This is a genomic window from Dactylosporangium sp. NPDC000244 (assembly GCF_040300725.1).
Taxonomy (GTDB): Bacteria; Actinomycetota; Actinomycetes; order Mycobacteriales; family Micromonosporaceae; genus Dactylosporangium.
This window is the reverse complement of sequence record NZ_JBEPEH010000044.1, coordinates 1-25,927: the sequence shown is the minus strand read 5'-3', so window position 1 is coordinate 25,927 and position 25,927 is coordinate 1. Positions and strand designations below refer to the sequence as shown.

Below are 25,927 nucleotides of genomic sequence, written 5' to 3'. Positions count from 1 at the left end.
ACGCTGGTGCGCGATGGCTACCAATGTGAGATTGGGGGTCCCGTCCGCAAAAGGTGAGTGCTGATGCACCCATCCCTTGCGAACGGAGAGACCCGGCTCGACCTGTGGCTGCGGGTGCGTGAGTTCGCCGTCCCGCCGCCGATGATCGAAACGTCCACCGCCCGGCGCCTCGCCGGAGACTGGGCCGGAGCCTGCGCGGCCGCCCGCGTCGACGTGGACCTCAACCTGCGGTCGCTCGCCCGCCTGCGCGGCCCCGACATAGCCGCGCGCGTCCGCGCCGACCTGCGCCACCTCGCCCCCGACCTGCTGCGCTGGCACCTGCCGCGGATCGGCCCCGGCGGCCTGCTGCGGCCCGGGCTCACCATCGCGCTGGCCCGCTACGACGCGGAGCTGCACCTGGTCGCCCGCACCCCGCCGGCGTGGGCCGCGGGCGGGCAGCGCTTCAGCCTGGCCCTGTGGGACGGCACCGGCGGCGGCCCGCATCCGGACCGGTACTTCCGCCTCGACCTGCACCGCCACCTCTGGGACGCCCGGCGCTCCGGTGAGCTGCGCGCCCGGGCCCGGCCCGACTGGGCGGCCGAGGCGGCGCTGCTGCGGACCGGCGGCCCGGTGCTCGTGAGGGCGGCGGGGCGACGGCTGCTCCTCGACTCCCGAACCGGCACGACCCGGCCGGCCCGCACCCGGGACGGCCGCGTGCCCGTGCTCCCGTACGCCTCCACCTATCCGGCGCCCGACCTGGAGCTGCTGGAGGCGGACGCGATCGACCCGGGCGCCCTGCACCCGCTGGTCGCCGAGGCGCTGGCTCCGGGTTCGGTACTGCTTCCCGGGCCGGAACCGGGCGCCGCCACGAGGTTCGTCGAGTGCCGGGGCGCGGAGCATCGCATCGCGCTCGTCGACGGCGTGCTCACCGCGCTCGACCACGACCCGGCCCAGCTGCGCCGCGAGGAGCTGCTGGTCGCTCTGGGCGGGCCGCCGCTGCCCTGCCTGCGCGCCATCGACGTCGTGCACCGCACGCCCGAGCGCCTGGACGACATCCGGGCGCGGCTCGACCACGGCGACGCGGCCGGTGCGCTGGCCGCCGTCGAGAGCCTGCTCGGCCCGAACGCGCTGCTGCGCGCCGGGGCCCTGCGCGAGGCCCTGGAGGCCGCCGCGCGGCAACGCATCCTGCATGGACTTTTCCGTAACGGCCTGACTCCCACAAGGTGATGCCCGCATGCCTACTTTGGACACTGCCGCCGATCTGCTGAAGCTGTTGTACGACACCGAGACCGAGCACCGCGACGACACCCAGCTCGAGGCGCTCACCCTGGCCGTGGCCGCGGACCTGCCCGTGCTGCTGTGGGGCGAGCCCGGCATCGGCAAGACCGCCGCCCTCAACCAGCTCGCGGAGGCGCTCGACCTGCCGCTCACCACCGTCATCGCGAGCGTGCACGAGCCCTCGGACTTCGCCGGGCTGCCGGTGCTCGGCGACGACCCCGCCGTGCAAGGGGTGCCCATGGCCCCTCCCGACTGGGCCGTGCGGCTGGTGCGGGCCGGGCGCGGGCTGCTGTTCCTCGACGAGCTGTCGACCGCTCCGCCCGCCGTCCAGGCCGCGCTGCTGCGAGTGGTGCTGGAGCGGCGCGTCGGGGCGCTCACGCTGCCGGAGGGGGTGCGGATCGTGGCCGCGGCCAACCCGCGCGGGTCCGCGGCCGACGGATGGGAGCTCAGCGCGCCGCTCGCGAACCGGTTCGTGCACCTGCAGTGGGCGTTCCAGCACGACGTCGTGGTGCGCGGGCTCGGCGGGGTCTGGCCCCGGGCGCAGCTGCCCGAGCTCGACCCGGGGCGGCTGGGCGAGGCGGTCGCCTTCGCGCGAAGGGCCGTGTGCGGGCTGCTGGCGGCCCGGCCCAAGCTCGTACACCAGCTGCCGTCGAGCGAGACGCGCCGCGGCGGGGCGTGGCCGTCGCCACGGAGCTGGGACATGGCGCTGCGCCTGATCGCGTTCGGCACGGCCGCCGCAGCGTCGCGGGAGGCGCTGTCGATGCTGGTCCGCGGGGCGGTCGGCGACGGGCCGGGCCTGGAGCTGCTGGCGAGCCTGGACCGGATGGACCTGCCGGACCCCGAGGAGCTTCTGGCCGAACCCGATTCCGCGGTACTGCCCGACCGCGGCGACCTGCGCCAGGCCGTCCTCGACGCCGTTGTCGACGCGGTCCGGCGCCGCCCGTCGCGGGAGCGCTGGGACGCGGCCTGGGCCGTGCTCGCCGGGGCCCTGTCGAGCGGCGCGCCCGACCTCGTCGTCGTGCCCGCGCAGACCCTGGCCGCGCTGCGCGAGGACGACTGGGAGCTGCCCGCCTCCATCGAGCGCCTGGCCGGCGTCGTGTCCATCTCCCTCGCGGCGGCCCGCTGATGGACTCCGACAAGCTCTACGCGGCGCGGCTGTTCGCCACCCGCGCCCGGCCGTACCTCGCGAGCGCCCTCTTCGCCCTGCACCCGATCGAGTCGCGGCTCGTGCCGACCATGGGCGTCGACCGGTACTGGCGCTGCTACGTGAACCCGGCCTTCGTCGACGCCACCCCGCTGGAGGAGCTCGCCGCGGTGTGGGTGCACGAGGTCTCGCACCTGCTGCGCGACCACCACGGCCGCGGCGACCGGGTCGCCGCGGCCGAGGGCCTCGACGGGCCGGGCGAGCGGCTGCGGATGAACATCGCGGCCGACTGCGAGATCAACGACGACGCGTTCGGCGACGGGCTGCCGGCGCCCGAGGGCGCGGTGTACCCGCACCGGCTCGCGCTGACGCCGGGGCAGCTCATGGAGGAGTACCTGCCGCAGTTCCGGCTCGGGCCGCACACCCAGGACCACGCGTGGCTGGACTGCGGCAGCGGCGCGGACGGGCTCGCGCGCCCCTGGGATCTCGGCCCCGCCGGGGCGCACGGGCTGACGCCGCAGGAGCGCGACGCGGTCCGGTTCCGGGTGGCGCAGGCCATCCGGGGCGCGCCCGGCAGCGCCCCGGCGGGCTGGCAGCGCTGGGCCGACGAGGCGTTCCACCCGCCGCAGCCGTGGCGTCGGCTGCTGGGCGCGGCCGTGCGCACGGCGGCGGCGAGCGCGGGGGCGGGGGACGACTACACGTACGGCCGCCCGGCCCGCCGCTCGGCCGCCCTCCCCGGCGTCGTGCTGCCGAGCCTGCGCCGCCGCCCGCCCCGCGTCTGCGTCGTCATCGACACCTCCGGCTCGGTCAGCGACGCCGAGCTGGGCAGCGCGATCCTGGAGGTCGCGGCCATCGGCCGCGCCGTCGGCGGCCGCCGCGACCTCGTCACCGTGCTGCCCTGCGACGCGGCCGCGCCGCTGGCGTTCACGCTGTGCCGGGCCGAGGGCATCGCGCTGGTCGGCGGGGGCGGGACCGACCTGCGGGCCGGCTTCGAGCGCGCGCTGCGGCAGAGCCCGCGGCCGGACGTGGTCGTGGTGCTGACGGACGGGCAGACGCCGTGGCCGGAGCGGGCGCCGCGGTGCCGCACGGTGATCGGCCTGTTCGCGCGCCCCTCCCAGTGGGACGAGGATGACCCCGACTACGTGCCCGATTCCCCGCCGGAGTGGGCGAAGGTGGTCACGATCGGCTGAAGGTGCGGCTCGTCGTCAGGACCATGCGAGGGAGGATCTGGTGCGCCAGTAGTCGTCCGGCGGTTCAGGGCCCGGGTCGCGGGCGGGGGCCGTGTCCAGGGCGCGCAGGTTGCTCGTGAGCTGGGCGATGGTGGCGGCTCCGGACAGTACGACATCCGTGAACGGCTCGGCGAGCACCGCCGCCAGGGCCTCGGCGTCGCGGGTGGCCAGGCGGCCGTTGGCCATGCCCTCCTTGATGATCACGCGGCGGCCGTCCGCGTGGGCCTCGCGCAGGGCCGGTCCCGCGGAGCGCTCGAGCAGGTTCCACGTCGCCTGTACCGTCCGGAAGAGCGGCGCCCCGTCCACCTCGACGCGCAGGGCCGCGCGGATCGCCTCGGCCTGGCCCGGGCCGCTCACCGAGAGCCCGACGGTGACGCCGGTCGCGGCCAGGTCCGCGAGGAGCCGGTGCAGCGTGCGGTCGGTGAGCGCGGGGCTGTCCGGGGTGACCGAGTGGATCTGGTACAGGTCCAGGCGATCGCCCAGCACCGCGCGGGACTCGGCGAGCTGGCGCTCGAAGGTCGCGGGGGAGTGGTCCTTGGCCTCGTGCACCTCGGCGTCCACGCGCCAGCCGGCGGTGTAGGTGTACCCCCACTTCGAGCCGACCACCACGTCGTCGTGCCCGGGGAGCCAGGCGGCCAGGAACTCCTCGGCGCGGCCGTAGGACCGCGCGACGTCGACGTAGCGGACCCCGGCGGCGTACGCGGCGTCGAGCAGCTCGTGGCTGCGGCGGCGCAGCGCGTCGACCGAGCGCTGCGCGGGCAGGTCGTGGTCGCGGCCCAGGTTGATGTAGCCGGGCCGCCCGACGGCGGCCAGGCCGAGGCCCATGCGGCAGGACGGCGCGATGAACGGCATCAGGCGGGCTGCAGGTGCTCGGCCAGGATCGCCAGGTGGGTCCGGCGGGCGGCGGTGTGCCGCGCCAGGCCCTGCTCGGTGAGGTTCACGAACACGCCGCGGCGGTCGGCCTCGCACAGGGCGCGGGCGACGAGGCCGTGCTTCTCCAGGCGGGCGACGGCGCGGGAGAGGGCGCTCTGGCTCAGGTACATGTCGGCGGCGAGGTCCTGCATGCGGCGCTTCTCACAGTCCTGCGCGACGAGCCGGTCGAGGATCTCGAACTCGCTCAGCGTCAGGCCGTGCTCGTCCGACAGCGCCCGCTCCAGGTGGCCCGCGACCTCGTTGTAGCTGGTCAGCAGCGAGCGCCAGCGCTCGATCAGGGCTCCCTCGGACCTCATGGGCGGCATCCTACTCCTCCGCCCAAGATATTGCACACGCATTAAATGTACGAGGATTTAGTGCGTGGACATTGAATGCGCATGCATCTAGTGTCGCCTCTCGTGACCATGACCCTGACGCAAGCCGAGCGAACCCGGACCCCGCAGCGACTCTGGGGCGTGCTCGCGGTGCTGTGCGCCGTGCTGTTCCTCGACGGCCTCGACGTCTCGATGGTCGGCGTGGCGCTCCCGTCGATCGGTGCCGAGCTCGGCCTGTCCACGACCTCGCTGCAGTGGATCGTCAACGGCTACGTGCTCGGGTACGGCGGCCTGCTCCTGCTCGGCGGCCGTACCGCGGACCTGCTCGGCCGGCGCCGCGTCTTCCTCGTCGCGCTCGGCGTCTTCGCCGTGGCCAGCCTCGTCGGCGGGCTCGTCGACGACGGCGGCCCGCTGATCGCGACCCGCTTCGTGAAGGGCCTCGCGGCCGCGTTCACCGCCCCGACCGCCCTGTCCATCCTCACCACCACGTTCCCGGAGGGCCCGGCCCGCAACCGCGCGCTGTCGGTGTTCTCGGTCTTCGGCGCGAGCGGCTACTCCTCCGGCCTCATCCTCGGCGGCCTGCTCACCAGCGTCGGCTGGCGCTGGACGTTCCTGATCCCGGTGCCGCTCGCGGTCGCGGCCCTGGCCGCCGGCATCGCCCTCATCCCGCGCGACCGCCCCGCGGCCGACGGCGGTCACGACCTGGTGGGCGCCGCGACGCTGGTCGGGGGCATGCTGCTGTCGGTGTACGCCGTCGTCTCCGCCCCCGCCCGGGGCTGGCTGCACCCGGCGACCCTCGGGCTCGCCGCGGCCGCGGTGGCGCTGCTGGCCGCGTTCCTCGTCGTCGAGCGCCGCGTGCCCCATCCGCTCATCCGGCTGAGCATCCTGCGGGTCGGCTCCATCGTGCGGGCGAACCTGGGCATGGTGGCGCTGTTCGGGTCGTACCTCAGCTTCCAGTTCATGATGACGCTGTACCTGCAGGACGTCCTGCACTGGTCGCCGCTGCGCATGGCGCTCGCCCTGTTGCCGGCGGGCCTGCTGGTCGCGTTCGGGTCGCCCTTCGTGGGGCGGCTGATCACGCGCTTCGGCACCGCGCCCCTCATCACGGGCGCGATGCTCTCGATGAGCCTCGGGTACGGCTGGTTCCTGCTCACCGCCGGCGACGCCCCGCACTACGCGATCACGACGCTGCCGACGATGCTCCTGCTGGGCGGCGGCTTCGCGTTCGGCTTCAGCTCGATCATGGCCCAGGCCACGGACGGCATCGCGGACGCCGAGCAGGGCCTGGCCTCCGGGCTCGTGCAGACCTCGGGACAGGTGGGCGCGGCGCTGGTCCTGGCCGTGGTGACGGCCCTGGTCGCGGCGGCGAGCCCGGCCTCGCGCGCGGACTTCAGCCAGTTCCACCCGGGTGTCAACCTGGTGACCGGCGTGGCCGTGGTCGGGCTACTGCTGAGCCTGACGCCGCTGGTCCTGCGCCGCCGCTAGAAAGCCCTCGGGATCGTCGGCGTAGCACCGTACCTCGGTGACCGGCCCGCTCGAATCGTCCACGGTGGTCGGTTCGCGCAGCACGACCTCGACGTTGGTCTGCCCCGAGACCGGGATCGACAGCGCGCGCCCGGCGGCGTGCTCCTCGACCTGCAGCATCTCGCTGCCGGCGAGGAGCCGCCGCCGGGCGCGCACCTCGGCGATCGCGGCGCGCGGGACCGTGAGATCGGCGAAGAGGCTGTGCCGGATGCGGATGCCGTCGTCGGTGAGCCGGTGCGGATACACCCGGTAGGACGCGACGATGCCGAGCATCCACAGCAGCCCGTACACGCTGAGCACGTCGACCACGACGCGCACGGCGAGCCACGGCAGGATGAGGTGCACGGCCACGGTCTCGACCGCGGAGACGATCACGAACGCCCACAGCAGCGGCCGGACCGGCCCGGCGTAGCCGAACCCGTCGCGCGGGCCGCGCCGGGTCACCCACCGGATCAGCGCCTGCCACATCCGCCGTTCGAGCGCCGCGTACCGCCGCATCCGGCTTTCGCGACTGGTCATCCACGCATCCTTTCCAGGATCTCGGCGAGCCCGCCGCCGAGCGCGTCGAGCCGCTCGGCGGGCATGTCGTCGAACAGCAGGCCCGCGAACTCCCGCTGCTCGTCCTCGAGCCGCTCCACCAGGCGCGTGCCGGCCGGGGTGAGCGTGACGAGCGTCGCCCGCCGGTCGGTGGGGTGCGGCTCGCGCGTGACGTGGCCGGCGGCGGCGAGGCCGTCGACGAGGCCGGTGACGTTGCGCGGGGTGACGGCCAGCGCTGTGGCGAGCTCCCGCTGCGTCACCGGCCCGCGGGCGCGCAGCGCCCACAGCACTCCGGCGCGCGCGGCGGTGAGATCGTCACGGGCGAGCCGCCGCTGCATGTCGTCGCCGACGAACACGACGAGCTCGAGCAGCAGCCCGAGCACGCCTTCCGGCTGGGTAATGGTGTGCCTCCTACATAGTGCAGTGGCTTCACTATATCCGTCCGGCTAGCCTTCCGCGAGGGCCTGCAGCGGCTGATGCCCGTCTTCTGGGAGGTAAGCGGTGGTCACCCCGCTTGCCGACCTCGCCGCCGGCAAGGTTGTGCGATGGCCGCCGCGCGGTCATGCGGGCCCACTGCGTGCGGCACGGGGGCGGTCAGACGGCGATGGCGTGGGAGACCTTCCACGCGCCGGCGACCGGGATCATCGTCAGCACCACGCGGTTCTGGTCCACCTTCTCGCCCGTGATGTTGGCGTTGCGGCGGTACTGGTTCACGTAGAGCAGCAGCTCGACGCGCGAGGGGTCGGCGGTCACCACGCCCGTCGCCGAGACCGACGCGCGCACGATCGCCTGCTCCGCCACCGCGTTCGACTTCAGCGCCGCCGTCGTCTGCGCGTACTCGTCGGCGAAGCCGCCCGTCGTGAAGCCCTTCCCGTTGGCCACGCTCGCGTCGAAGCTGCGGTAGTCATAGGAGAAGATGGCCTGCGCCGCGGCGTTGGCGGCGGCCGTGGACTGGCGCACGGCCACGTCCCGGCGGTGGTGCTCGTCCGAGGAGTACCAGCCGGCGCCGGCCAGGCCCAGGGCCACCACGATTGCCGCCACCAGCGCCCAAGAGCGACGAGTCATGACACTACCCCTCTCACCCGACGAACTGGAGTTTGGCGACCTGCCAGCGACCCGAGTCGCGGTCGCGGGCCATGTCCACCTGGATGCGGTAGTGCGAGGCGCGGCCCTCCGGGGCCTTGCTGTTGCGCACCGTCGCGTCGACGGCCACGAGCACCACCGCCGCGTCGCGGTCGCCCGAGACGAGGGCGGCCCGCAGCACGGTGCCCTTCGAGTCCACGTTGTTCTCCACCACGGCGGCGCGGACCTGCGCCTGGCCGCGGGTGAACTCGTCGCGGAAGTCGCCCGTCGCGCCGGCCACGATCCGCTGCAGGTCGCGGTCGACGCTCGCCGCGCTCACCGAGACGAAGTCGACCGTCGTCTGCTTGGCCGCGGCCAGCGCCTGCTGGTGGGCCCGGTCCAGGGTGCGGGCGTCGTACCAGCGGTTGCCCAGCACCGCGGCCGCGGCCAACGCCGCGCAGACCAGCAGGGCCAGCAGCGCCGTGGTGAGCGACGGGCGCGCGAGCCGGAGGCGGGGCTTCGGCTCCCGGCGCCGCACCGAGCGGGCGGGCCCCCGCCGGTGCGGCGCCGTTCGCCGGCGAGGACGCTTCCCGGCGTCATCCTCGTCGAGAGCAACGTCTGTGTCGTCCACAGTGGACTTGGGCTCCGCGACGACCGGCGACAGCACCTCGGGCTCCTCGTCCAGGTGGGACAGGACGTGGGTGAGGGTGTCGCGGCGCTTGGGGATCCGGCGGCGGGTGGCGGCCCGCTGCCGGACGCTTCGGGGGGCGGCGGGGGAGTCGGCGCCGCCCGGCACGAGCCGCAGGCCGCGCTCAGGGGATTCGGACACGGAAGCCTCCAACCAACATCATGGTGCGAGCCCGGCGAGCAGCAGTTGTTTCCAGGACTGGTCCCCGGCCAGCGCGTACTGCCCGCCGGTCGACCCGAACAGCAGCGGGTTGCCGTCCGAGCCGAGCACGGTGCCCGACCCGGGGTCGTACGAGGGGTCATACGCGGGGTCGCCCGACGAGCCGGGGCGCGGCGCGTTGTTGGTGCCCCGCACGCTCGAGCCGGCCGCCTGATCCGCGCCGCTGCAGCGCGTCGAGCCCGCGTACTTGCACGGCGGCGGATCGTCCACATTGAGCACGAGCCCGAAGTGGGCCGTCCCGTCGCCGGGCGTGACCGTGAAGCCACCGGATACGGCGAGCGGGTACACCACCAGGATCTGCTCGATGCCGGGCAGGCGCCGGGCCGCGACCCCGTTCACGGCGATGAGGTTGCCCAGCAGCGGGCCGATCGACGGCTCGACCCCGTCGAGCAGGGAGACGAGCTCGCGCGCGGCGGGCGGTGCGTCGGCGATGATGCGGCGCAGGTCGGCGTCGGAGGAGCGCAGCGTCTCGGCGATGCGGGCCAGGCCGGACGCCCACTGCCGGATCGCCTCGGCCGAGTCCTGCTGGGTCCGCAGCACCGTGCGGCCGTCGGCGAGCAGCGTGCGGGTCTGGGGGAGAGTCGCGCTGGCCGAGTCGAGGATCGCCTCGCTCGCGTCGAGCAGGTGCCGCAGCGCCTGCTCGTTGCCCTCGAACGCGGTGCCGAGCTCGTCGATGACGACGCTCAGCGCCTTCGGGTCCACCGACCGTACGAGCGCGTCGAGGTTGGCCAGCAGCGTCTCCGGCGCGAGCGGGACGCCGGTGCGCTCGCGGGGGATGACCGAGCCGTCGCGCAGGTACGGGCCGGTGTCGCCGTCCGGGCGCAGGTCCAGGAACTGCTCGCCGACCGCCGAGCGCTGCCCGACCACGGCCCGGGTGCCGGCCGGGACGAGCACGCCGTCGTCGAGGTGCAGCCGGGCGCGGGCGCCGGCGTCGTGCAGCGTCACGGATTCGACCCGGCCCACGGGCACGCCGCGGTAGGTGACGGGCGCGTTCGCGAAGAGCCCGCCGGCCTGGGCCAGATCGGCGTAGACGACGGTGCCGCGGCCCAGCAGGCGATCGCCCAGGCCGACGTACTCCAGCCCGACGTACACCATCCCGACGAGCCCGACCACGAGGAAGGCGAGCACCTGCAGCTTGGTGGAGCGACCGATCACGGCAGCAGCCCTCCGCCCAGAACGTCGGTGAGGCCGCCCTGCTGCCCGTTGGTCTGGCCGGTCACCGGGGCCAGCAGGCAGGCGGGGGACAGCGCGGTGCCCGGCGGCAGCAGCGTGCCGGGCGGGAAGACGGTGCCGGGCGGCACGATCCCGCCGGGCGGGATCAGGCTCCCCGCCGGCGCCTTGCTGCCCGGGGGCAGGACCTGGCAGTCCTTCGGCAGCTCGCAGCCCTTCGGCGGCACCCAGCCGGGCGGCAGCAGACCGCCGATCGGCAGGCAGCCCAGCGGGAGCACGCCGACGATCGGCGGGGTGGTGACCGGCGGCTTCGTCTTGTCCGTCGTACCGCCCTTCGGCTGCGAACCGGACGACGACTGCCCGGCGGGGGACGAAGTCTGGGCCGGGGGAGCGGTCTGCACGAGCAGGTTGGACAGGATCGTGGTGGCGTCGAGGTCCGCGGTCGCGCCGAGGTTCACGTAGTCGCCGACGATCGCGCCGCTGACGTTGGGCGGGAACGGGAACGACAGCAGGAAGTCCAGCGACTTCGGCAGTGCGTCCCCCGCCTTCACCAGCTGCTCGAGGAGCGGCTGGAGCGCCTTGAGCGAGGCCAGGGTGTCGTCCCGGCTCTGCTCGATCACGCGGGTGCCGACCTTGCCCAGGTCCCCGAGCGCGGTCAGGGTCGCGGTGAGCTGCTCGCGCTGCTCCTCGAGCACGGTCAGCCCGGGGGCCAGCGACGACAGGGCGGTACCGATGACGTCGCGCTGCTTGGACAGGGACGTGGTGAGCCGGTCCAGCGCGTCGAGGGCCCGCACGATGTCGGCCTTCTGCGCGTCGAGCCCGCCGACGAACGTGTCGAGCTGGTGCAGCGCGTCCTTCGCGGCCGGCTCGCGGCCCTGGAACGCCTTGGCCAGCTCCTCGTTGATCGTCTTGAGCTGGGCCAGCCCGCCGCCGTTGAGCAGCATGCCGAGCGCGGCGAGCACCTCCTCGACCTCGGCCGAGCGCCGGGTGCGGCTCAGGGGCACGACCGAGCCGTCGCCGAGCCGGCCCTGCGGCGCCTCGGTCGTCGGGGCCTCCAGGGCCACGTACTTCTCGCCGAGGAGGCTGGTCTGGCGCACCGCCGCGGTGGCGTTGCCGGGCAGGCTCACCTTCTTGTCGACCCGCAGCCGCACGCGGGCGGTCCAGCCGGACAGCGAGATCTGCTCCACGCTGCCGACGGTCACGTCGTTCACCTTCACGGCGGCCTGCGGGACGAGGTCGAGGACGTCGGAGAACTCGGCGGTGACCGAGAAACCGTCGCCGGCCGGCGCGCCACCGGGGAGGTTGCAGCCCCCCACGAGCAGGCAGGCCGCGATGACCAGTGCCCGTCTCATCGCACACCCCGCAGGATCCCGCCCAGGGTCAGGTCCTGGGTGACCTCGGGCAGCACCGGCAGCGCGGGAGCCTTGGACTGGGTCGCGGGCGTCGAAGGAGACTGCGCGGGGGCGGCCGCCGGGAGGCCCGGGGTCTGGCCGAGCGCGATGCACTCCTTCGGCAGCTGCGGGACGGCCTGCCGCAGGACGCTGCACACGTAGGTGGCCGCGTCGTAGGGGCCGAGGGCGTCGTCGCGGGTGTCGAGGGTGCCGGAGCGCGGGTTGTACGCGAGGTTGAGGTTCGACAGCGCGAGCGGCGCCAGGTCGAGGATCTGGATGATCGCCTTCTGCTGCTTGGCGAGGATGCCGGTGACGTCCGCGAGCGCGTCCACGTTGGACACCAGCTCGTCCTTGTTGTCCCGGATGAACGCGGTGACCTGCGACAGCGCCGTGGCCAGCCCGCGCAGGGCCGCGGCCAGGTCGTCGCGCTCGCCGGCGAGCTGCCCGGCGACCTCGGCGAGGCGCTGGTTGAACCCGCGCACCGCGGCGTCGCTGCGGGCCAGGGCGGTCGTGAACGTCTGCAGGTTGACCAGGGTGCCGAAGAGGTCCTGGCGGCCGTCGGCGACGGTGGTCAGCGCCTTGTCGAGCCCCTCGATGGTGGTGTGCAGGTTGTCGCCGTTGCCCCGCAGGTTGGCCTGGCCGGTCCGCACGAGCTGCTTGAGCGCGCCGTCGGCGTTGGCGCCGCCGGGGCCGAGGGCCTCGTTGAAGTCGTTGAGGGCCTTGTAGATGTCGTCGATCTCCATCGGCACGGCGGTGCGTTCGACGGGGAGGTCCGCGCGGTCGGCCAGGGCCGGGCCGCTCGTGTAGGCGGGGGTCAGCTGGACGTACCGATCGCTGACCACGCTCGGCGGGATGATCAGGGCCTGCGCGTCGGCCGGGATGGGCCAGTCGGCGTCGTAGGTCATCTCCACGCGGACCGTCCGGCCCTGCGGGATCACCGCCGTCACCTCGCCGATACTGACCCCGAGCACCCGGACCGAGGAGCCCTCGTGGATGCCGACCGTGCGGGTGAAGTGGGCGACGAGGCGCCGCTGCGGGTGCCCGGTGGCGGCGATGACGAGGGCCACGGCCGCGCCCACGAGCACGGCGGCGGCGAAGGCGATGATGCGCTTGCGGGTCATGTCAGCCACCACTCCCCGGCAGGAGACCGGCGAGGTAGGAGTCGAACCAGCGCCCGTTGCCGGTGACGTTGGCGAACGCGGCCACGAACGGTCCCATCCGCTGCAGCGTGAGCTCCAGGTTGTCGCGGTTGCGCTGCAGGATGCCGACGACCCCGCGCAGCTCCTTGAGGGCCGGCTCCAGCCGCTGCTTGTTGTCCGACACCACCCCGGCCAGCTGGTTGGCCAGGGCGTTGGTCCCGACGAGCAGGTCGTGGATCGCGTCCCGGCGCTTGCTCACCTCGGTCAGCAGCGCGTCCCCGTCGGCGACGAGCTTGCGGAACTCCTCGTCGCGCTGCGCCAGCACCCCGGTCACCTCGTGGGCGCGGGTCAGCAGCGTGCGCAGCTCGGCGTCGCGGTCGGAGACGGTCTTCGACAGCCGCGACAGCCCGTCCAGCGACGCCTGCACGCTGCCCGGGGTGTCGGCGAAGGCTTGGGCCAGGGTGGTGAACGCGTCCGCGAGCTGGGTGCTGTCGATCTGGTCGAGGGTGTCGGCGAGCCCGGTGACCGCCTGCACCACGTCGAACGGGGCGGCGGTGCGCTCGAGCGGGATCTCGGCGTCCTCGGCCAGCGTGCCACCGCCGGCGGGCTCCAGCGCGAGGTACTTCTGCCCGAGCACGGTCTTGATGCGGATCGTCGCGCGGGTGGCGGTGCCGAGCCGGACCCCGTCGTCCTCCAGCCGGAACGTCACGCGCACGTAGGGGCCGCCGCCGCCCCGGGCCAGCCCGACGCCGGTGACCTTGCCGACGCGCACGCCGGCGACCCGGACCTCGTTGCCCGGCGTGAGCCCGCTCGCGTCGCGGAACGCGGCCCGGTAGCTCGTGGCGGTCAGCCCGGTGACGGCGTCGACCTTGAACGCGCCGAGCACGAGCGCGCCGAGCACGGCCAGACCGATCGCGCCGACGACGAGCGGGTTGCGCTCCCGCAGGGATTTCACGCGGCGCCTCCCGTGCTGCAGCGGGCGGCCGTCGAGGTGAAGGTCGCGGGGTTGACCTTCTGCCCGGCCAGCGTCACCTGGCCGTCGAAGTCGCACAGGTAGAAGTTGAACCACGAGCCGTAGGAGGCGACGCGGGTCAGGTCCGAGTACCGCTGCGGCAGTCCTTCGAGGGTCTTGTCGATGACGCCGGCGTTGTCGTTGAGCGTGCCCGACAGCGTGCCGAGCCGGTCGATGTCGGCCTGCAGGGAGGGCCGGGCGTCCTGCAACAGCGAGGCGGTGGCCCCGGTGAGCGTGCTCGCGTTGGCGAGGGCGTCGCCGATCGCGGTCCGGTCGGCGGCCAGGCCGGAGACGAACTGCTGCAGCATGACGATCGTGGTGTCCAGGTCGTCGCGGTGGTCGTCCAGTGTGGACAGCACGCTGTTGAGGTTGGTCACGACCCGGCCGATGACCGCGTCCCGGTCGGCGAGCGTGCCGGTCAGCGACGCGGTGCTGCGCAGCAGGCTCGCGACCGTCCCGCCCTCGCCCTGCAGCACCTGGATGATCTCGTACGCGAGCTGGTTCACCGCCTGCGGGGTGAGCGCGGTGAACAGCGGCCGGAACCCGTTGAACAGCACGGTGAGGTCCAGCGCCGGGGTGGTCTGCGACTCCGGGATCGTCTGCCCGGTGCGCAGCGTCTGCCCGCCGCCGGGGCCCTCGCTGAGGGCGACATAGCGCTGGCCGACGAGGTTGCGGTACCGAATCGTCGCCCGCACGCTCGTGGTCAGCGGGATGTCGTCGTCCACGGTGAAGGCGACCTCGGCGACCCGGTTGTCGGCGACGCGGATGTCGCTGACCTCGCCGACCTTCACGCCGGCGATGCGCACGTCGTCCCCGGCGAGCAGCCCGGTCACGTCGGTGAAGCGGGCCCGGTAGCGGGTGCCGCCGCCCGAGAAGGCGCCGAGGGTCTGCGCGAGCAGGGCGGTGAGCAGGATCGTCACCGCCGCGAACGCGGCGAGCTTGAGCAGGTCCCTGATCACTTCGCGTTCACCACCACGCCGCGCAGCAGCGGGCCCCACAGCAGGATCGCGATGTCGGGCACCTCGGCCGGCGGCACGCCGGTGGCCGCGCCGATCAGCGGCTCGAGCAGCTTGCGCTCCTCCTGCGTGCCCGCCTCGGCGGAGGGCGGGGCGACCGTCCCGACCGTGCCGACCGGGAGCTTGGCGGGGCCCGGGCGGGCGGCGCCGTAGTCGTATCCGTCGTTGATCGGCACGCCGGGCGCGGGCATCTTCGGGTCGGGCAGGCCGCGGCACTCGGGCCCGTTCTTCGCCCCGTAGACCGGCTGGTCGCCGTTGACGTACTTGCCGTTGTCCCGCGTGATCTCCAGCGTGATGTGCATCCGGCCGCCGGAGAACACCTGCTCGACCCGCGGCTGCAGCGCGACCAGGCCCTGCATCAGGCACGGGTACTCCGGGGCGTACGCGGCCAGCAGTTCCAGCACCGGGCGGCTGACGTCGCCGACCTTGATGAGCTGGTCGCCGTGGCGCTGCAGGAAGTACGTCGTGGTGTCGGCCGCCGCCGTGGTGTCCGCGTAGAACGTGGCCAGCTGGGCGCGCTGGTCGACCACGGTGTCCGCGGTGACGGAGACGTTGCGCAGCAGGTCGAGCAGGTCCGGCAGGACGCCGTCGTACACGTCCAGCACCGCCGCGAGCCGCCGCACGTCCTCGGCGACGATCGGCATGTCCTGGTTCAGGGCCTTGAGATAGTCGTCGAGGGTCACCAGGTCGCGGCCGATCTGCTCGCCCTTGCCCTCCAGGGCCGTCGCGAGCGCGCCCAGGGTCGCGGCGAGCTTGTCCGGCTGGATCGCCTGCAGCAGCGGCAGGGCGTCGTCCAGGACCCGCTCGAGCTCGACGGCGCTCGCGGAGCGGTCCTGGCCGATGACGTCGCCGCCGCGGATGGCCCGGCCGGCGGTGCCCGGCGGCACCAGCGCCACGTACCGCTCCCCGAACAGCGTCTTGGGCAGCAGCCGGGCGCTGACCGCGGCGGGGATCTGGCCGGTGAGGGACGGGTCGAGCGCGAGCCGCAGCGTGGCTCCGGAGCCGTCGCTGGCGATGTCGCGCACCTCGCCCACGACGACGCCGTAGTACTTCACCTCGGCGCCCGGGCTCAGCTGCAGCCCGGTGTGCGCGGTCTTCAGGGTCACCCACGTGACGGGCGTGAAGACCTTGTTGTACTGCAGCACCGCCAGCCCGAGCGCGGCGGTCAGCAGCACGATGAAGGCGAGCCCCAGCAGCCGTCTCATCCGGCGATCCGTACCGTCGTCGTCGCGCCCCAGATGGCCAGCGACAGGAAGAAGTCCACGATGTTCACCGCCACGATGGCCAGCCGCACCGCGCGCCCGACGGCCACGCCGACACCGGCCGGGCCGCCGCTCGCGGTGTACCCGTAGTAGCAGTGCACCAGCACCACGATCACGCTGAACACCAGCACCTTGCCGAACGACCACAGCACGTCGCCCGGCGGCAGGAACAGGTGGAAGTAGTAGTCGTACGTGCCCGCCGACTGTCCGAAGTAGACGATGGCCATGGTCCGCGTGGCCAGGTAGCTCGACAGCAGCCCGATCACGTAGAGCGGCATCACCGCGATGAGCCCGGCGATCATCCGGGTCGTGACCAGGAACGGCAGCGACGGCACCGCCATCACCTCGAGCGCGTCGACCTCCTCGGAGATCCGCATCGCGCCGAGCCGGGCGGTGAACCCGCAGCCGACCGTCGCCGACAGTGCGAGCGCGGCGACCAGCGGGGAGATCTCGCGGGTGTTGAAGTACGCCGAGACGAACCCGGTGAAGGCGCTGGAGCCGATCTGGTCGAGGGCCTGATAGCCCTGCAGGCCCACCTCAGTGCCGGTGAAGAACGTCATGCAGCAGATGACGCCCACGGTGCCGCCCGCCACGGCGAGCGCGCCGGTGCCGAAGCTGACCTCGGCGAGAAGGCGGAGAATCTCGCGCTTGTACCGCACGATCGTGCGCGGCGCCCACGCGAACGCGCGCAGGTAGAACGCGAGCTGCCCGCCGAGGTCGTCGAGCCGTTGCAGGATGGCCATGTCAGCTCCCCTTCTGCGGCACGATCTGGAAGTACACGGCCGTGATGACGAAGTTGAGCGCGAACAGCAGCATGAACGTGATGACCACACTGTGGTTCACGGCGTCCCCGACCCCCTTCGGCCCGCCCTTCGCGGTCATCCCCTTGTACGAGGCCACGAGCGCCGCCACCGCGCCGAACACGAGCGCCTTGATCTCGCCGACGACGAGGTCCGGCAGCTGCCCGAGGGCCTGGAAGCTGGCGAGGTACGCGCCCGGCGTGCCGTGCTGCAGCACCACGTTGAAGAAGTAGCCGCCCGACACCCCCACGACGCTCACGAGCCCGTTGAGCAGCACCGCGACCAGCATCGTGGCCGCCACCCGGGGCGCGACCAGGCGGTGCAGCGGGTCGATGCCCAGCACCTCCATCGCGTCGAGCTCCTCGCGGACCTTCCGCGCGCCCAGATCGGCGCAGATCGCCGAGCCGCCGGCGCCCGCGATGATGAGCGCGGTCACGATCGGGCCGGCCTCGCGCACGACCGCGAGCACCGACGCGGCGCCGGTGAACGACTGCGCGCCGAGCTGACGCACCAGCGACCCGAGCTGCAGCGCGATCACCGCCCCGAACGGCACCGAGACGAGCGCGGCCGGCAGGATCGACACCGAGCTGACGAACCACGCCTGCTGGATGAACTCCCGCACCTGCCACGGTCGCCTGGCCAGGCCGCGCAGCGCGTCCAGCGCGAAGACGAAGAACAGCCCCGTCGCCCTCATGACCGGAACGACCCCTCGGGCGGGGTGACGCCGTTGGCCGCGCACCACTGGCCGGGCGGGCGCTCGGCCCTGCGGCGGCCGCGGTCCGTCGGCTGCAGCTGCAGCGGGATCGGCGGCAGGGGCGGCGGCTCGATGCCCGCCTCGGCCTCGGCCTTGAGCTCGTCGGCGTCCTTCTCCTCGGACATGCCGATCGGGCCGATCCGCTGGGCGTTGAGGAACTGCCGCACCACCGGCTCGGTGCTGGACAGCAGCATCTCGCGCGGGCCGAACATGGCCAGGTGGCCGTGGTAGATCAGCCCGATGTTGTCCGGGACCGTGCGCGCGGTGTTGATGTCGTGCGTGACGATCAGGAACGTGGCGTCGATCTGCTGGTTGAGGTCGATGATGAGCTGGTTGAGGTACGCGGTGCGGACCGGGTCGAGGCCCGAGTCCGGCTCGTCGAACAGCACGATCTCCGGATCGAGCACGAGCGCGCGGGCCAGCCCCGCGCGTTTGCGCATCCCGCCGGAGATCTCGCCGGGCAGCTTGCCCTCGGCGCCGGTCAGCCCGACCATGTCGAGCTTCTCGGCGACGATCTCGCGCACCTCCCGCTCCGGCTTGCGCGTGTGCTCGCGCAGCGGGAAGGCCACGTTGTCGTAGATGTTCATGGACCCGAACAGCGCGCCGTCCTGGAAGAGGACGCCGAAGAGCTTGCGGACCTCGTACAGCTCCCGCTCCCGCAGGCGCGTGAGGTCGTGCTCGCCGATGAGGATCGCGCCCCGGTCGGGCTTGAGCAGCCCGACGAGCGTCTTGAGGAACACCGACTTGCCCGTGCCCGAGGGTCCCAGCAGCACCGAGATCTCCCCGGCGGGCAGGGTCAGCGTGACGTCGGACCACACGGGCTGGGCGCCGAAGGACTTCGTCAGCCCCTCCACGTGCACCTCGACGCCCATGTCGCTCCTCCGGTGGTAGCGCGGTTCATGGGTTGCATCGCGGCTGCCGCGCCGGGCGTAACAACCGGCGCGAAAAATTTCTCCGAGTGGTGCTCCCGGTCCGGTCCGGTTACCGTGCGTTCACGATGACGGCCACAATCGACCCGGGGCTCGTCGGCCGCGCCGTGCGGTCCGAGCCGGAGGCCACGGCGGAGCTGCTGGTGCAGCTGCGGCCGGGCGTGGTGCGCTACTGCCGCGCCAAGCTCGGGCGCGTCGGCGGCGCGTACACGACCGCCGACGACGTGGCCCAGGAGGTGTGCATCGCGCTGCTGCGGGCTCTGCCGCGGTACCGTGACCAGGGCCGTCCCTTCACCGCGTTCGTCTACGCGATCGCCGCGCACAAGGTCGCCGACGCCCAGCGCGCGGCGGTGCGCGACCCCGGCCCGATCCCGACCTTCCCCGACAGCCCCGACGGCGCGCCCGGGCCCGAGCAGCAGGCCCTGAGCACCGACCTGGCCCGGCGCCTCTCGGCCCTGCTCGCCCGCCTGCCCGAGGCCCAGCGCGAGATCGTCGTGCTGCGGGTCGCGGCCGGCCTCTCCGCCGAGGAGGTCGGCGTGATCGTCGGGATGTCGGCGGCGGCGGTGCGGGTGAACCAGTCGCGCGCCCTGGCCAAGCTGCGCACCATGGCCGGGGACTCGCTGGGGGAGGTGGCGGCGTGACGGCGCTTCCCTTCGGCGGTCCGATCGTTGGTCCGGGCGCCCGCTTCGGCCTGTCTACGCTGGTGGGGGGATGACGGCATGACGGATCGAGGTGACTTGCGAGGTGACATGGACAGCAGCGGCGAGGCGCCGGTCGATCTGGCGACGGTTCGCGCCGACGACGCACTGCTGGACGCCCTCGCCCGCGGCTCGCGCCCCGCGTCCCCGTCCCCGTCTTCCGACGACGACGCGCTGGCCGGCCTGCTCGCGGACTGGCACGACGACCTCTCGGCGGATCTGCCCGACTTCGACCTGTCGTCGGAGCCCTCATCCGGCGACGCGCTGCCCGACCTCCCCGAGCTGCGCACCGCCTTCGATTTGTCGTCCGAGCCCTCATCCGGCGACGCGCTGCCCGACCTCCCCGAGCTGCGCACCGCCGCCCCGGAGACCGACGGCACCCAGGAACTGCCGGTCGTCGCCCCGCGCCCGCGCCGCCGCCCCGGCTCGGGCCTGCGCCGGACCTTCGCGGCGGTCGCGGCCGCCGTCGTGATCCTCGGCGGCCTGGCCCTGGGCGCCGAGCGGTCGAGCCCGAGCAGCCCCCTGTGGCCCTTGACCCAGGTGTTGTACCCGGAGCAGGCCCACGCCCGCGCCGCCGAACAGGCCATCGCCGAGGCCGCGGACGCGATCGCCGCCGCGAGGTGGGACGACGCGCGGCGCCTCCTGGACACCGCCACGGGCGAGGCCGAGCAGGTCGACACCGCCGGCACCCGCCGGCGCCTCCTGGACCGGATCGCCGACCTGCGCTCCCAGCTGCCGTCCTTGACCCCGCCGTCCCCGTCGCCGACCACCCCGCCGGCCCCGACCACGGAGGCGGCCCCCGCGACCCCGACGCCGGCCCCGGGCGCGACGACACCGGGGGCGAACCCCGGCGGCGGCGGGGGCGCGACGAAGACGCCGGGCGGCAACGGGGAGATCCTGCCCGGGCTGCCGACCCAGATCGTCCCGACGGGTCCGGGGGGCCTGCCGCTGCCGACCCGGATCCTCCCGTCCGTCCCGGGCCTGCCGCTGCCCACGCTGTGAGCATGCTGCCCAGATCCGGCCGCGCCTGGGTCGGGCCGGGTGGGCGCGCTGGCCACGCTGTGATCGTGTTTCCCGGACCCGGCTCCCGGGTCGCGCCGGGCGGGCGACGTGATCGCGGAAATCGGTTGCGCGCCCGGCCCGGTGGGGTATCGGGTGACGACATGGACGTGAACGAGATCCTCGCCCGCTTCGACCGGGAGATTCGCCAGCAGCCGCGGGAGGGCCCCAGCGCCCTGGTCGAGCACGACCCCGGCGTGGTGCGCGTGGTCAACGCCGCCGACGGCTGGACCGGCATTGCGTGGTCCGGCCTCGGCGACCTCGACACGGACGCGGTGATCGCGGCCCAGATCCAGCGATTCGCGGAGGCCGGCGTCCCCTGGGAATGGAAGCTGTACTCCCATGACCAGCCCCGCGACCTGGCCGACCGTCTCCTGGCCGCCGGCTTCGAGCCCGGCCCGGCCGAGGCGCTGCTCGTCGCCGAGGTCGACGCCCTGCCACGGGAGCCGAGCCTGCCCGAGGGGGTGCGCCTGGTACCGGTGACCGACGCCCAGGGAGCCGAGCTCGTGGTCCGCATCCACGACGATGTCTTCGGCGGCGACCATGCCGCCATCGGCCGCACGCTGCTGGAGCGCCCCGACGACGTGAAGGCCGTCGTCGCCATGGCCGGCGACCGCCCGATCTGCGCTGGCCGGATCGAACTGCACCGCGGCACCGAGTTCGCGAGCCTCTGGGGCGGCGGCACCGACCCGGAATGGCGCGGTCGCGGAGTCTTCAAGGCCGTGGTCGCCTGGCGGGCCGCCCTGGCCGCGGAGGCCGGGTTCCGCTACCTGCAGGTCGACGCGAGCGATGACAGCCGGCCGATTCTGCAGCGGCTGGGCTTCGAGCGCCTGGCCACCACGATCCCGTTCGTACACGACTGACGAGCCCTCCCACAGCACCGCCCTCCCGCACGTCCTTCCCGCGCGTTTGCGCAGCACCTCACGCACGCGCGCCCTTTGCGTGCGCGTGCGCGGCGACCGCCCTCCGCACGTCCTTTCCCGCCTCCCGCACCTCCTTTCCCGCGCGATTGCGCAGCACCTCGCGCACGCGCGCACGTTCATGCGCGTTCGCGCAGCGCCTCGCCCGCGCGTGTCTGTTCGTGCGCGCCTGGCGTGCGTTTCTGCCGCGGCTCGGCCGCTTGCGGCACGTTCGGACATGGCGCGTTGCGCACTCGTGCAGGTCGCGGTGCGTCCGCGTGGGTAACGCGCGTCGCCCACGCGGCAACGGGGGACTAGGACTGGCCGCGGTAGTGGCGTAGGACCAGGGTGCCTCCGCAGGCGAGGACGACCACGCCGAAGACGGCGCCCAGGAGCGGGTTCACAGTGGACAGTGCGGCGTTGAGCACGGCCGCGACGGCGAGGGCGATCCACAGCATTCGGTTCTTCGTCATGCCGATGACGCTACGGCCGCCGCGGGTCGCGATCGATGCCGTGCGCTGCCCGCTCGGGGTACAGCAGGCTGTACTTTCCGGCATCCCGGCCGGCCGCGGCCCGAGCCGCATTCGCGCAGGTGGGGCGGCTTCTCGGCGGGGTCCTGGCGGCGTTCGGGGCGGCGAGAGCACCGCGCGGGGCGGGGACGGGAGGCTGTACGTTCGGCGCATGGCTCAGGTCAGGCTCCGAGCCGCCCTCGATGCGCTGGAGCGGCTCGTCGGCGGGCTCGGCACCGCGTTCCTCGCGCTCATCGCGCTGCTCACGACCGCGGCGACGGCGATCGCGTGCGTGGTCGGCATCGGCATCGTGCTGGTGCCGTTCGCGGTACGGCTGGTGCGCGTGGTCGCCGACCGGGAGCGGGACCGGCTCTCCAAGACCGGGCCGGAGCTGCTCGGCCATCTGCCCGCCCCGACCCGGCTGCGCGACGCCGTCGCCGATCGCGCGGTTCGGCGGGAGCTGGCGTGGGCGGCGGTACACGGCAGCGCCGGTCTTCTGCTCGGCATCTTCGCCATCGCGCTGCCGATCAACGTGCTGCGCGATGGTTCGTTCCCGCTCTGGTGGCGGCTCGTCCCGCCGGACGGGGCCACCTCGTCGATCGGCTTCCCGCAGGTCCACGACACCCGCGGCGCGCTCTTCGTGTCGGCCCTCGCGCTCGTGTGGCTGTTCCTGGTCTTCTACGCCACGCCGCTGATGGCCCGCCTCCAGGAGGCGCCCGGCCGGCGGCTGCTCGCGCCCGCGCCCGGCACCGATCTGCTGCTGCGCGTCGCCGAGCTCACCGCGACCCGAGCCGCCGCGCTCGACGCCCACGCCACCGAGCTGCGCCGCATCGAGCGCGCGCTGCACGACGGCACCCAGAACCGCATCGTCGCGGTGAACGTGCTGCTCGGCGCCGCGCGGCGGGCCGTGGCCAAGCACCCGGAGCGGGCCGACGAGATCCTGGAACGAGCCCAGGGCGCGGCCGAGGCGGCCCTGGCCGACCTGCGCGCGGTGGTCCGCACCATCCTGCCGCCGGTGCTGACCGACCGCAGCCTGCCCGACGCGCTGCGCTCCCTGGCCGCGAACTGCGCCGTGCGGGTCGACGTCGACGCGGACCTGCCGGTGCGGTGCGCGGCCTCGGTGGAGGCGACCGCGTACTTCGTTGCCGCCGAGGCCCTCACCAACGTCGCGAAGCACAGCGGCGCGGAGCATGCCACGCTCCGCCTGCGCCGTACCGGCGACCGCCTGCACCTGACCATCACCGACGACGGGCACGGCGGCGCGGACGAGCATGGCGGCTCCGGCTTGACCGGCATCCGCCAGCGCGTCGCGGCCCACGACGGGACCGTGGAACTGAGCAGCCCACCGGGCGGCCCAACGGTCCTGAGCGTGAGCATCCCGTGCGGATCATGACCGCGGGCAACGCCACAGACGCCGCGCACGACGGTGCATGCAACGCCACGCGCAACGGCGCGTCTGACGGCGCGAGCCGCACGGGCGCGGCGACACGCGCAACGGCGCGCTGGAGAGCGCGAGGAGCAGCGTGGGTGGCGACACGCGCAACGACACGCGTGACGCCGCACGAGGCGGTGGGTATGGCGACATGCGAGACGGCGCGCGAGGCGGCGCGCGCGATGGTGCGCGCGAGGGTGCGGGAAGCGGCGTGCGTGGCGGCGCGCGCGAGGCGGTGCGGGCAACAACGTGCGTGGCGATGAGCGAACCTGCGCGAGGAGCGGCGCGTGGCGGCGTGCGAAGTGGCGCGAGAATCGTGGCGAGAAGCGTCGCAAGCGGCGGCGTACCTGGCGAGCCTGAGAGTGAGCATGCTGTGCGGATCGTGATTGCCGAGGACGACGCCCTGCTGCGGGAGGGGCTCGCGATGCTCCTGCGGGCCGAGGATCTCGACGTCGTCGCCACCACTGACAACCCGACCACGTTCCTCGCCGCCGTCGACGAGCATCAGCCCGACGTCGCGATCGTCGACGTGCGGATGCCCCCGACCCACACGGACGAGGGCATCGTGGCCGCGGTCGAGGCTCGTCGCCGCCGGCCGGAGCTTGCGGTGCTGGTCCTTTCGGCGTACGTCGAGCAGGCCTTCGCCACCGACCTCCTCACCAGCGGGGGCTCACGGCTGGGCTATCTGCTCAAGGAGCGGGTCGGCCGCGTGGAGGAGTTCCTGACCGCCCTGCATCGAGTCGCCGACGGCGGCACCGCGATCGACCCGGACGTCGTCGCGCAGCTGCTCAGCCGCAGCCGGCCCGACGCCCGGCTGGAGCGGCTGAGCGCCCGCGAGCGCGAGGTACTCGCCCTGATGGCCGAGGGCCTCGGCAACACCGCGATCGCCGAGCGCCTCTTCGTCACCGAGGGTGCCGTGCACAAGCACATCCGCAGCATTTTCGCCAAGCTGGAGCTGGCTCCCGACGACCGCACCGACCGCCGGGTGGCCGCGGTGCTGCACTACCTCGAAGCCTCCTGAGACGGGAGCCGCGACGACGAATACGGCCGCGAACGCGCACGACGCAGCCACAAACGTGCACGGCGCGGCGGCGAAACGTGCGCGCCGAGGTGTGGCGACGGAGATGCGCGGTGCGGCCACAAACGTGCACGATACGGCGGCGAAACGTGCGCGCCGAGGTGTGGCGACGGAGATGCGCGGTGCGGTCACAAACGTGCACGATGCGGCGGCGAACGCTCACCAAGCGGCCAGGAACATGCCCGGCAGGGACGCGGCCATGAACGTGTGCGGCGGGGGCGCAAGAATCGAGCGTGCGCGGTGCGGGCGCCAGGAACTCGGCGTGCGCGGTGCGGGCACCAGGAACTCAGCGTGCGCGGTGCGGGCACCAGGAACTCAGTGTGCGCGGTGCGGGCACCAGGAACTCAGCGTGCGCGGTGCGGGCACCAGGAATTGAGCGTGCGCGGCGGGGGCGCAAGAAACGAGCGCCGCGTGGCGGGTGTCAGGTCAGGCGCGTGATCGCGGCGAGCAGCTCGGCCTGCGTGATCGGGGCCGCCGACCCGCTGCGAGCCTCGCTCATCGCCTTGTCCAGCTGCGCCCGCCGCAAGGCCTCCTTGAGGTCCGCGCCCGTCAGGCCCGTCGCCGCGGCCGCGAGGGTGTCGAGGTCCACGTCGTCGGCGAACATGCGGAAGGCGGCCGTCTCGTGCCGGGCGATCAGACCCCGGATGAGTTTGCCCAGGATCTCCGCTCGGGCGCGTGGGCCCGGCGGGGGCACGGCCAGCTTCAGGTCGAAGCGGCCGGAGCGCACGAGTGAGGCGTCCACGCGGTCCGGGAAGTTCGTCGTCGCTACCACGATGACGTTCGGGTTGGCCTCGATGAGCGTGTTCATCTCCTGCTTGAAGATGCCCGCCACCGCGTTGATCATCTGGCCGGCGGCGTCGAAGGCGGCGCCCGTGTAGGTGATGATCGAGTCGAACTCGTCGAAGAGCAGGACCGTCGGGCGGCGCAGGGAGCGGGCCTCGGTGAAGATGCGCTGGATGTTCTTCTCCGAGTTGCCGACCCACTTGTCGAGGATCTCGGGGGTGCGGATCTCGCGCAGGTCGCCGTCGATCTCGTTCGCGAGGGCCTGGGCGAGCATGGTCTTGCCGGTGCCGGGCGGGCCGTAGAGGAGGATGCCCTGCGGCCGGGTGGCGCCCCAGCGGGCCATCACGTCCGGGTGGCGGAACGACACGGCGACGTCGCGGAACTGTGCCACCACGTCCTCGAGGCCGCCGACATCGTCCAGGCGCACGCCCTCGGGGCCGGCCGGGGCGGCGGCCGCGGGGCTCACCGTGACCGGGCCGGGGGAGCCGGTGAGCTCCATGACGGCGAGGACGAGGGCGGGGAGGGAGGCTGAGCGTAGTACGAGATCCGGGCCGTCCTCTTCGACGTTGACTGCCGGATCGTGCACGTCGGCGGCGCGGGCGGGGCGGGCACTGCGCGCGAGGCCGACCGCGATGATCGTGCCGAGCACGGCGCCGGGCAGTCCGAGCAGGCGGAACAGGGCGCCGCCGGCCGCGCCGCCCGCGAAGACCTTCGCGAACGCGGGCAGGTTGAAGACGCCGCGGACCCAGCGGGCCCGGTAGCCCTCGCCGTCGACGACGATCTCGACTCCGCGGTGCGGCAGGTCGTGCCCGACCACGTCGCCGGCCGTGAGCAGGTGCCCGTCGACGACGCGCACCACCCGCCCGCCGACGTCGACGACCTCCACCGCGGGCCGCAACTGCTTGTCGGCCATGTGTTCGAGTCTGCCACGGCTCGTCGGCGTTCGATGCCGCCCGAGGTGCCCGCCCGGGCGACGGTGGCGGGGCCGCGGCCAGGGGCCGGCGGTGGCGGGGCCGCGGCCGGGGGCCGGCGGTGGCGGGGCCGCGGCCGGGGGCCGGCGGTGGCGGGGCCGCGGCCGGGGGCCGGCGG

The 25,927-nt window shown here is 73.8% G+C and carries 26 protein-coding genes; 9 read left to right on the top strand and 17 right to left on the bottom strand.

The window, feature by feature from the left end; genetic code table 11:
- The first annotated feature begins 63 nt into the window (after positions 1-63).
- Genes ABT369_RS45820 through ABT369_RS45810 form a run of 3 tightly spaced genes read left to right on the top strand, consistent with a single transcriptional unit; the run spans position 64 to position 3,591 of the window.
- The gene (locus ABT369_RS45820; RefSeq protein ID WP_350622796.1) at positions 64-1,206 is read left to right on the top strand and encodes a hypothetical protein; all 1,143 of its coding nucleotides are present in this window, start codon (positions 64-66) and stop codon (positions 1,204-1,206) included.
- A 7-nt stretch (positions 1,207-1,213) separates the two neighbouring features.
- Positions 1,214-2,383: an AAA family ATPase gene (locus ABT369_RS45815; protein WP_350622794.1), complete on the top strand. Its 1,170-nt coding sequence runs from the start codon at positions 1,214-1,216 to the stop codon at positions 2,381-2,383.
- Positions 2,383-3,591 carry a vWA domain-containing protein gene (locus ABT369_RS45810; RefSeq protein WP_350622792.1) on the top strand — a complete coding sequence of 403 codons (1,209 nt, stop codon included), beginning with the start codon at positions 2,383-2,385 and terminating at the stop codon, positions 3,589-3,591. Before ABT369_RS45815 ends, ABT369_RS45810 begins: the two co-directional genes overlap by 1 nt.
- Before the next feature lie 15 nt (positions 3,592-3,606).
- Here ABT369_RS45810 and ABT369_RS45805 read toward each other — a convergent pair whose 3' ends face one another.
- Together ABT369_RS45805 and ABT369_RS45800 are read right to left on the bottom strand one after the other, a co-directional pair.
- On the bottom strand, positions 3,607-4,482 hold the full coding sequence (locus ABT369_RS45805) for an aldo/keto reductase (protein WP_350622790.1): 876 nt from the start codon (positions 4,480-4,482) through the stop codon (positions 3,607-3,609).
- Positions 4,482-4,859, bottom strand: a complete 378-nt coding sequence (locus ABT369_RS45800; protein WP_350622788.1) for a MarR family winged helix-turn-helix transcriptional regulator — start codon at positions 4,857-4,859, stop codon at positions 4,482-4,484. The genes ABT369_RS45805 and ABT369_RS45800 overlap by 1 nt, the downstream gene beginning before the upstream one ends.
- 108 nt (positions 4,860-4,967) lie before the next feature.
- Here ABT369_RS45800 and ABT369_RS45795 point away from each other — a divergent pair, with 108 nt between their 5' ends.
- Positions 4,968-6,362, top strand: coding sequence for an MFS transporter (locus ABT369_RS45795; protein ID WP_350622957.1), 1,395 nt, complete (start codon positions 4,968-4,970; stop codon positions 6,360-6,362).
- On the opposite strand, the gene ABT369_RS45790 is transcribed toward ABT369_RS45795, so the two are convergent.
- The 13 genes from ABT369_RS45790 to ABT369_RS45730 all read right to left on the bottom strand — a co-directional run bounded on the left by ABT369_RS45790 (position 6,321) and on the right by ABT369_RS45730 (position 18,323).
- Positions 6,321-6,920 (bottom strand): hypothetical protein, encoded by a 600-nt coding sequence (locus tag ABT369_RS45790; protein WP_350622786.1) that lies wholly within the window; start codon positions 6,918-6,920, stop codon positions 6,321-6,323. The genes ABT369_RS45795 and ABT369_RS45790 overlap by 42 nt on opposite strands.
- A complete protein-coding gene (locus tag ABT369_RS45785; protein WP_350622784.1) occupies positions 6,917-7,321 on the bottom strand; it encodes a MarR family winged helix-turn-helix transcriptional regulator in 405 nt (134 codons plus the stop codon). Before ABT369_RS45785 ends, ABT369_RS45790 begins: the two co-directional genes overlap by 4 nt.
- Positions 7,322-7,532: 211 nt before the next feature.
- Positions 7,533-8,003 (bottom strand): hypothetical protein, encoded by a 471-nt coding sequence (locus ABT369_RS45780; protein WP_350622782.1) that lies wholly within the window; start codon positions 8,001-8,003, stop codon positions 7,533-7,535.
- A gap of 13 nt (positions 8,004-8,016) precedes the next feature.
- Positions 8,017-8,829 carry an Rv1363c family protein gene (locus ABT369_RS45775; RefSeq protein WP_350622780.1) on the bottom strand — a complete coding sequence of 271 codons (813 nt, stop codon included), beginning with the start codon at positions 8,827-8,829 and terminating at the stop codon, positions 8,017-8,019.
- 18 nt (positions 8,830-8,847) lie between these two features.
- Positions 8,848-10,062, bottom strand: coding sequence for an MCE family protein (locus tag ABT369_RS45770; protein WP_350622778.1), 1,215 nt, complete (start codon positions 10,060-10,062; stop codon positions 8,848-8,850).
- Complete coding sequence (locus tag ABT369_RS45765; protein WP_350622776.1) at positions 10,059-11,429, bottom strand: MCE family protein; 1,371 nt, start codon at positions 11,427-11,429, stop codon at positions 10,059-10,061. Before ABT369_RS45765 ends, ABT369_RS45770 begins: the two co-directional genes overlap by 4 nt.
- On the bottom strand, positions 11,426-12,589 hold the full coding sequence (locus tag ABT369_RS45760; RefSeq protein ID WP_350622774.1) for an MCE family protein: 1,164 nt from the start codon (positions 12,587-12,589) through the stop codon (positions 11,426-11,428). The genes ABT369_RS45765 and ABT369_RS45760 overlap by 4 nt, the downstream gene beginning before the upstream one ends.
- 1 nt (position 12,590) lies before the next feature.
- The gene (locus ABT369_RS45755; protein ID WP_350622772.1) at positions 12,591-13,562 is read right to left on the bottom strand and encodes an MCE family protein; all 972 of its coding nucleotides are present in this window, start codon (positions 13,560-13,562) and stop codon (positions 12,591-12,593) included.
- Positions 13,559-14,578, bottom strand: coding sequence for an MCE family protein (locus tag ABT369_RS45750; RefSeq protein WP_350622770.1), 1,020 nt, complete (start codon positions 14,576-14,578; stop codon positions 13,559-13,561). The genes ABT369_RS45755 and ABT369_RS45750 overlap by 4 nt, the downstream gene beginning before the upstream one ends.
- The gene (locus ABT369_RS45745) at positions 14,575-15,840 is read right to left on the bottom strand and encodes an MCE family protein (RefSeq protein WP_350622768.1); all 1,266 of its coding nucleotides are present in this window, start codon (positions 15,838-15,840) and stop codon (positions 14,575-14,577) included. Before ABT369_RS45745 ends, ABT369_RS45750 begins: the two co-directional genes overlap by 4 nt.
- Complete coding sequence (locus ABT369_RS45740; RefSeq protein WP_350622766.1) at positions 15,837-16,640, bottom strand: MlaE family ABC transporter permease; 804 nt, start codon at positions 16,638-16,640, stop codon at positions 15,837-15,839. Before ABT369_RS45740 ends, ABT369_RS45745 begins: the two co-directional genes overlap by 4 nt.
- 1 nt (position 16,641) lies before the next feature.
- The gene (locus tag ABT369_RS45735) at positions 16,642-17,391 is read right to left on the bottom strand and encodes an MlaE family ABC transporter permease (protein ID WP_350622764.1); all 750 of its coding nucleotides are present in this window, start codon (positions 17,389-17,391) and stop codon (positions 16,642-16,644) included.
- On the bottom strand, positions 17,388-18,323 hold the full coding sequence (locus tag ABT369_RS45730; RefSeq protein WP_350622762.1) for an ABC transporter ATP-binding protein: 936 nt from the start codon (positions 18,321-18,323) through the stop codon (positions 17,388-17,390). Before ABT369_RS45730 ends, ABT369_RS45735 begins: the two co-directional genes overlap by 4 nt.
- A 125-nt stretch (positions 18,324-18,448) precedes the next feature.
- Here ABT369_RS45730 and shbA point away from each other — a divergent pair, with 125 nt between their 5' ends.
- The 3 genes from shbA to ABT369_RS45715 all read left to right on the top strand — a co-directional run bounded on the left by shbA (position 18,449) and on the right by ABT369_RS45715 (position 21,000).
- Positions 18,449-19,021 (top strand): RNA polymerase sigma factor ShbA, encoded by a 573-nt coding sequence (gene shbA, locus ABT369_RS45725; RefSeq protein WP_350622760.1) that lies wholly within the window; start codon positions 18,449-18,451, stop codon positions 19,019-19,021.
- Between the two features lie 108 nt (positions 19,022-19,129).
- Entirely contained in the window at positions 19,130-20,080 is a 951-nt protein-coding gene (locus ABT369_RS45720) for an anti-sigma-D factor RsdA (RefSeq protein ID WP_350622758.1), read from the top strand.
- 161 nt (positions 20,081-20,241) lie between these two features.
- Positions 20,242-21,000, top strand: coding sequence for a GNAT family N-acetyltransferase (locus ABT369_RS45715; RefSeq protein ID WP_350622756.1), 759 nt, complete (start codon positions 20,242-20,244; stop codon positions 20,998-21,000).
- 350 nt (positions 21,001-21,350) lie between these two features.
- Here ABT369_RS45715 and ABT369_RS45710 read toward each other — a convergent pair whose 3' ends face one another.
- Positions 21,351-21,509: a hypothetical protein gene (locus ABT369_RS45710; protein WP_350622754.1), complete on the bottom strand. Its 159-nt coding sequence runs from the start codon at positions 21,507-21,509 to the stop codon at positions 21,351-21,353.
- Between the two features lie 208 nt (positions 21,510-21,717).
- Between ABT369_RS45710 and ABT369_RS45705 the strand changes: the two genes are divergently transcribed.
- A complete protein-coding gene (locus ABT369_RS45705; protein ID WP_350622753.1) occupies positions 21,718-22,938 on the top strand; it encodes a sensor histidine kinase in 1,221 nt (406 codons plus the stop codon).
- A gap of 412 nt (positions 22,939-23,350) precedes the next feature.
- Complete coding sequence (locus ABT369_RS45700) at positions 23,351-23,998, top strand: response regulator transcription factor (protein ID WP_350622751.1); 648 nt, start codon at positions 23,351-23,353, stop codon at positions 23,996-23,998.
- 478 nt (positions 23,999-24,476) lie between these two features.
- On the opposite strand, the gene ABT369_RS45695 is transcribed toward ABT369_RS45700, so the two are convergent.
- Positions 24,477-25,751, bottom strand: a complete 1,275-nt coding sequence (locus ABT369_RS45695; RefSeq protein WP_350622749.1) for an ATP-binding protein — start codon at positions 25,749-25,751, stop codon at positions 24,477-24,479.
- Positions 25,752-25,927 lie beyond the last annotated feature (176 nt).

Coding starts and splice junctions, on each gene's coding strand:
- ABT369_RS45820 (WP_350622796.1), top strand. CDS start 64: ATGCACCCATCCCTTGCGAACGGAGAGACCCGGCTCGACCTGTGGCTG.
- ABT369_RS45715 (WP_350622756.1), top strand. CDS start 20,242: ATGGACGTGAACGAGATCCTCGCCCGCTTCGACCGGGAGATTCGCCAG.
- ABT369_RS45705 (WP_350622753.1), top strand. CDS start 21,718: ATGGCTCAGGTCAGGCTCCGAGCCGCCCTCGATGCGCTGGAGCGGCTC.
- ABT369_RS45720 (WP_350622758.1), top strand. CDS start 19,130: ATGGACAGCAGCGGCGAGGCGCCGGTCGATCTGGCGACGGTTCGCGCC.
- ABT369_RS45800 (WP_350622788.1), bottom strand. CDS start 4,859: ATGAGGTCCGAGGGAGCCCTGATCGAGCGCTGGCGCTCGCTGCTGACC.
- ABT369_RS45710 (WP_350622754.1), bottom strand. CDS start 21,509: ATGACGAAGAACCGAATGCTGTGGATCGCCCTCGCCGTCGCGGCCGTG.
- ABT369_RS45765 (WP_350622776.1), bottom strand. CDS start 11,429: ATGAGACGGGCACTGGTCATCGCGGCCTGCCTGCTCGTGGGGGGCTGC.
- ABT369_RS45760 (WP_350622774.1), bottom strand. CDS start 12,589: ATGACCCGCAAGCGCATCATCGCCTTCGCCGCCGCCGTGCTCGTGGGC.
- ABT369_RS45730 (WP_350622762.1), bottom strand. CDS start 18,323: ATGGGCGTCGAGGTGCACGTGGAGGGGCTGACGAAGTCCTTCGGCGCC.
- ABT369_RS45740 (WP_350622766.1), bottom strand. CDS start 16,640: ATGGCCATCCTGCAACGGCTCGACGACCTCGGCGGGCAGCTCGCGTTC.
- ABT369_RS45695 (WP_350622749.1), bottom strand. CDS start 25,751: ATGGCCGACAAGCAGTTGCGGCCCGCGGTGGAGGTCGTCGACGTCGGC.
- ABT369_RS45810 (WP_350622792.1), top strand. CDS start 2,383: ATGGACTCCGACAAGCTCTACGCGGCGCGGCTGTTCGCCACCCGCGCC.
- ABT369_RS45735 (WP_350622764.1), bottom strand. CDS start 17,391: ATGAGGGCGACGGGGCTGTTCTTCGTCTTCGCGCTGGACGCGCTGCGC.
- ABT369_RS45780 (WP_350622782.1), bottom strand. CDS start 8,003: ATGACTCGTCGCTCTTGGGCGCTGGTGGCGGCAATCGTGGTGGCCCTG.
- ABT369_RS45745 (WP_350622768.1), bottom strand. CDS start 15,840: ATGAGACGGCTGCTGGGGCTCGCCTTCATCGTGCTGCTGACCGCCGCG.
- ABT369_RS45815 (WP_350622794.1), top strand. CDS start 1,214: ATGCCTACTTTGGACACTGCCGCCGATCTGCTGAAGCTGTTGTACGAC.
- ABT369_RS45790 (WP_350622786.1), bottom strand. CDS start 6,920: ATGACCAGTCGCGAAAGCCGGATGCGGCGGTACGCGGCGCTCGAACGG.
- ABT369_RS45805 (WP_350622790.1), bottom strand. CDS start 4,482: ATGCCGTTCATCGCGCCGTCCTGCCGCATGGGCCTCGGCCTGGCCGCC.
- ABT369_RS45795 (WP_350622957.1), top strand. CDS start 4,968: ATGACCCTGACGCAAGCCGAGCGAACCCGGACCCCGCAGCGACTCTGG.
- shbA (WP_350622760.1), top strand. CDS start 18,449: ATGACGGCCACAATCGACCCGGGGCTCGTCGGCCGCGCCGTGCGGTCC.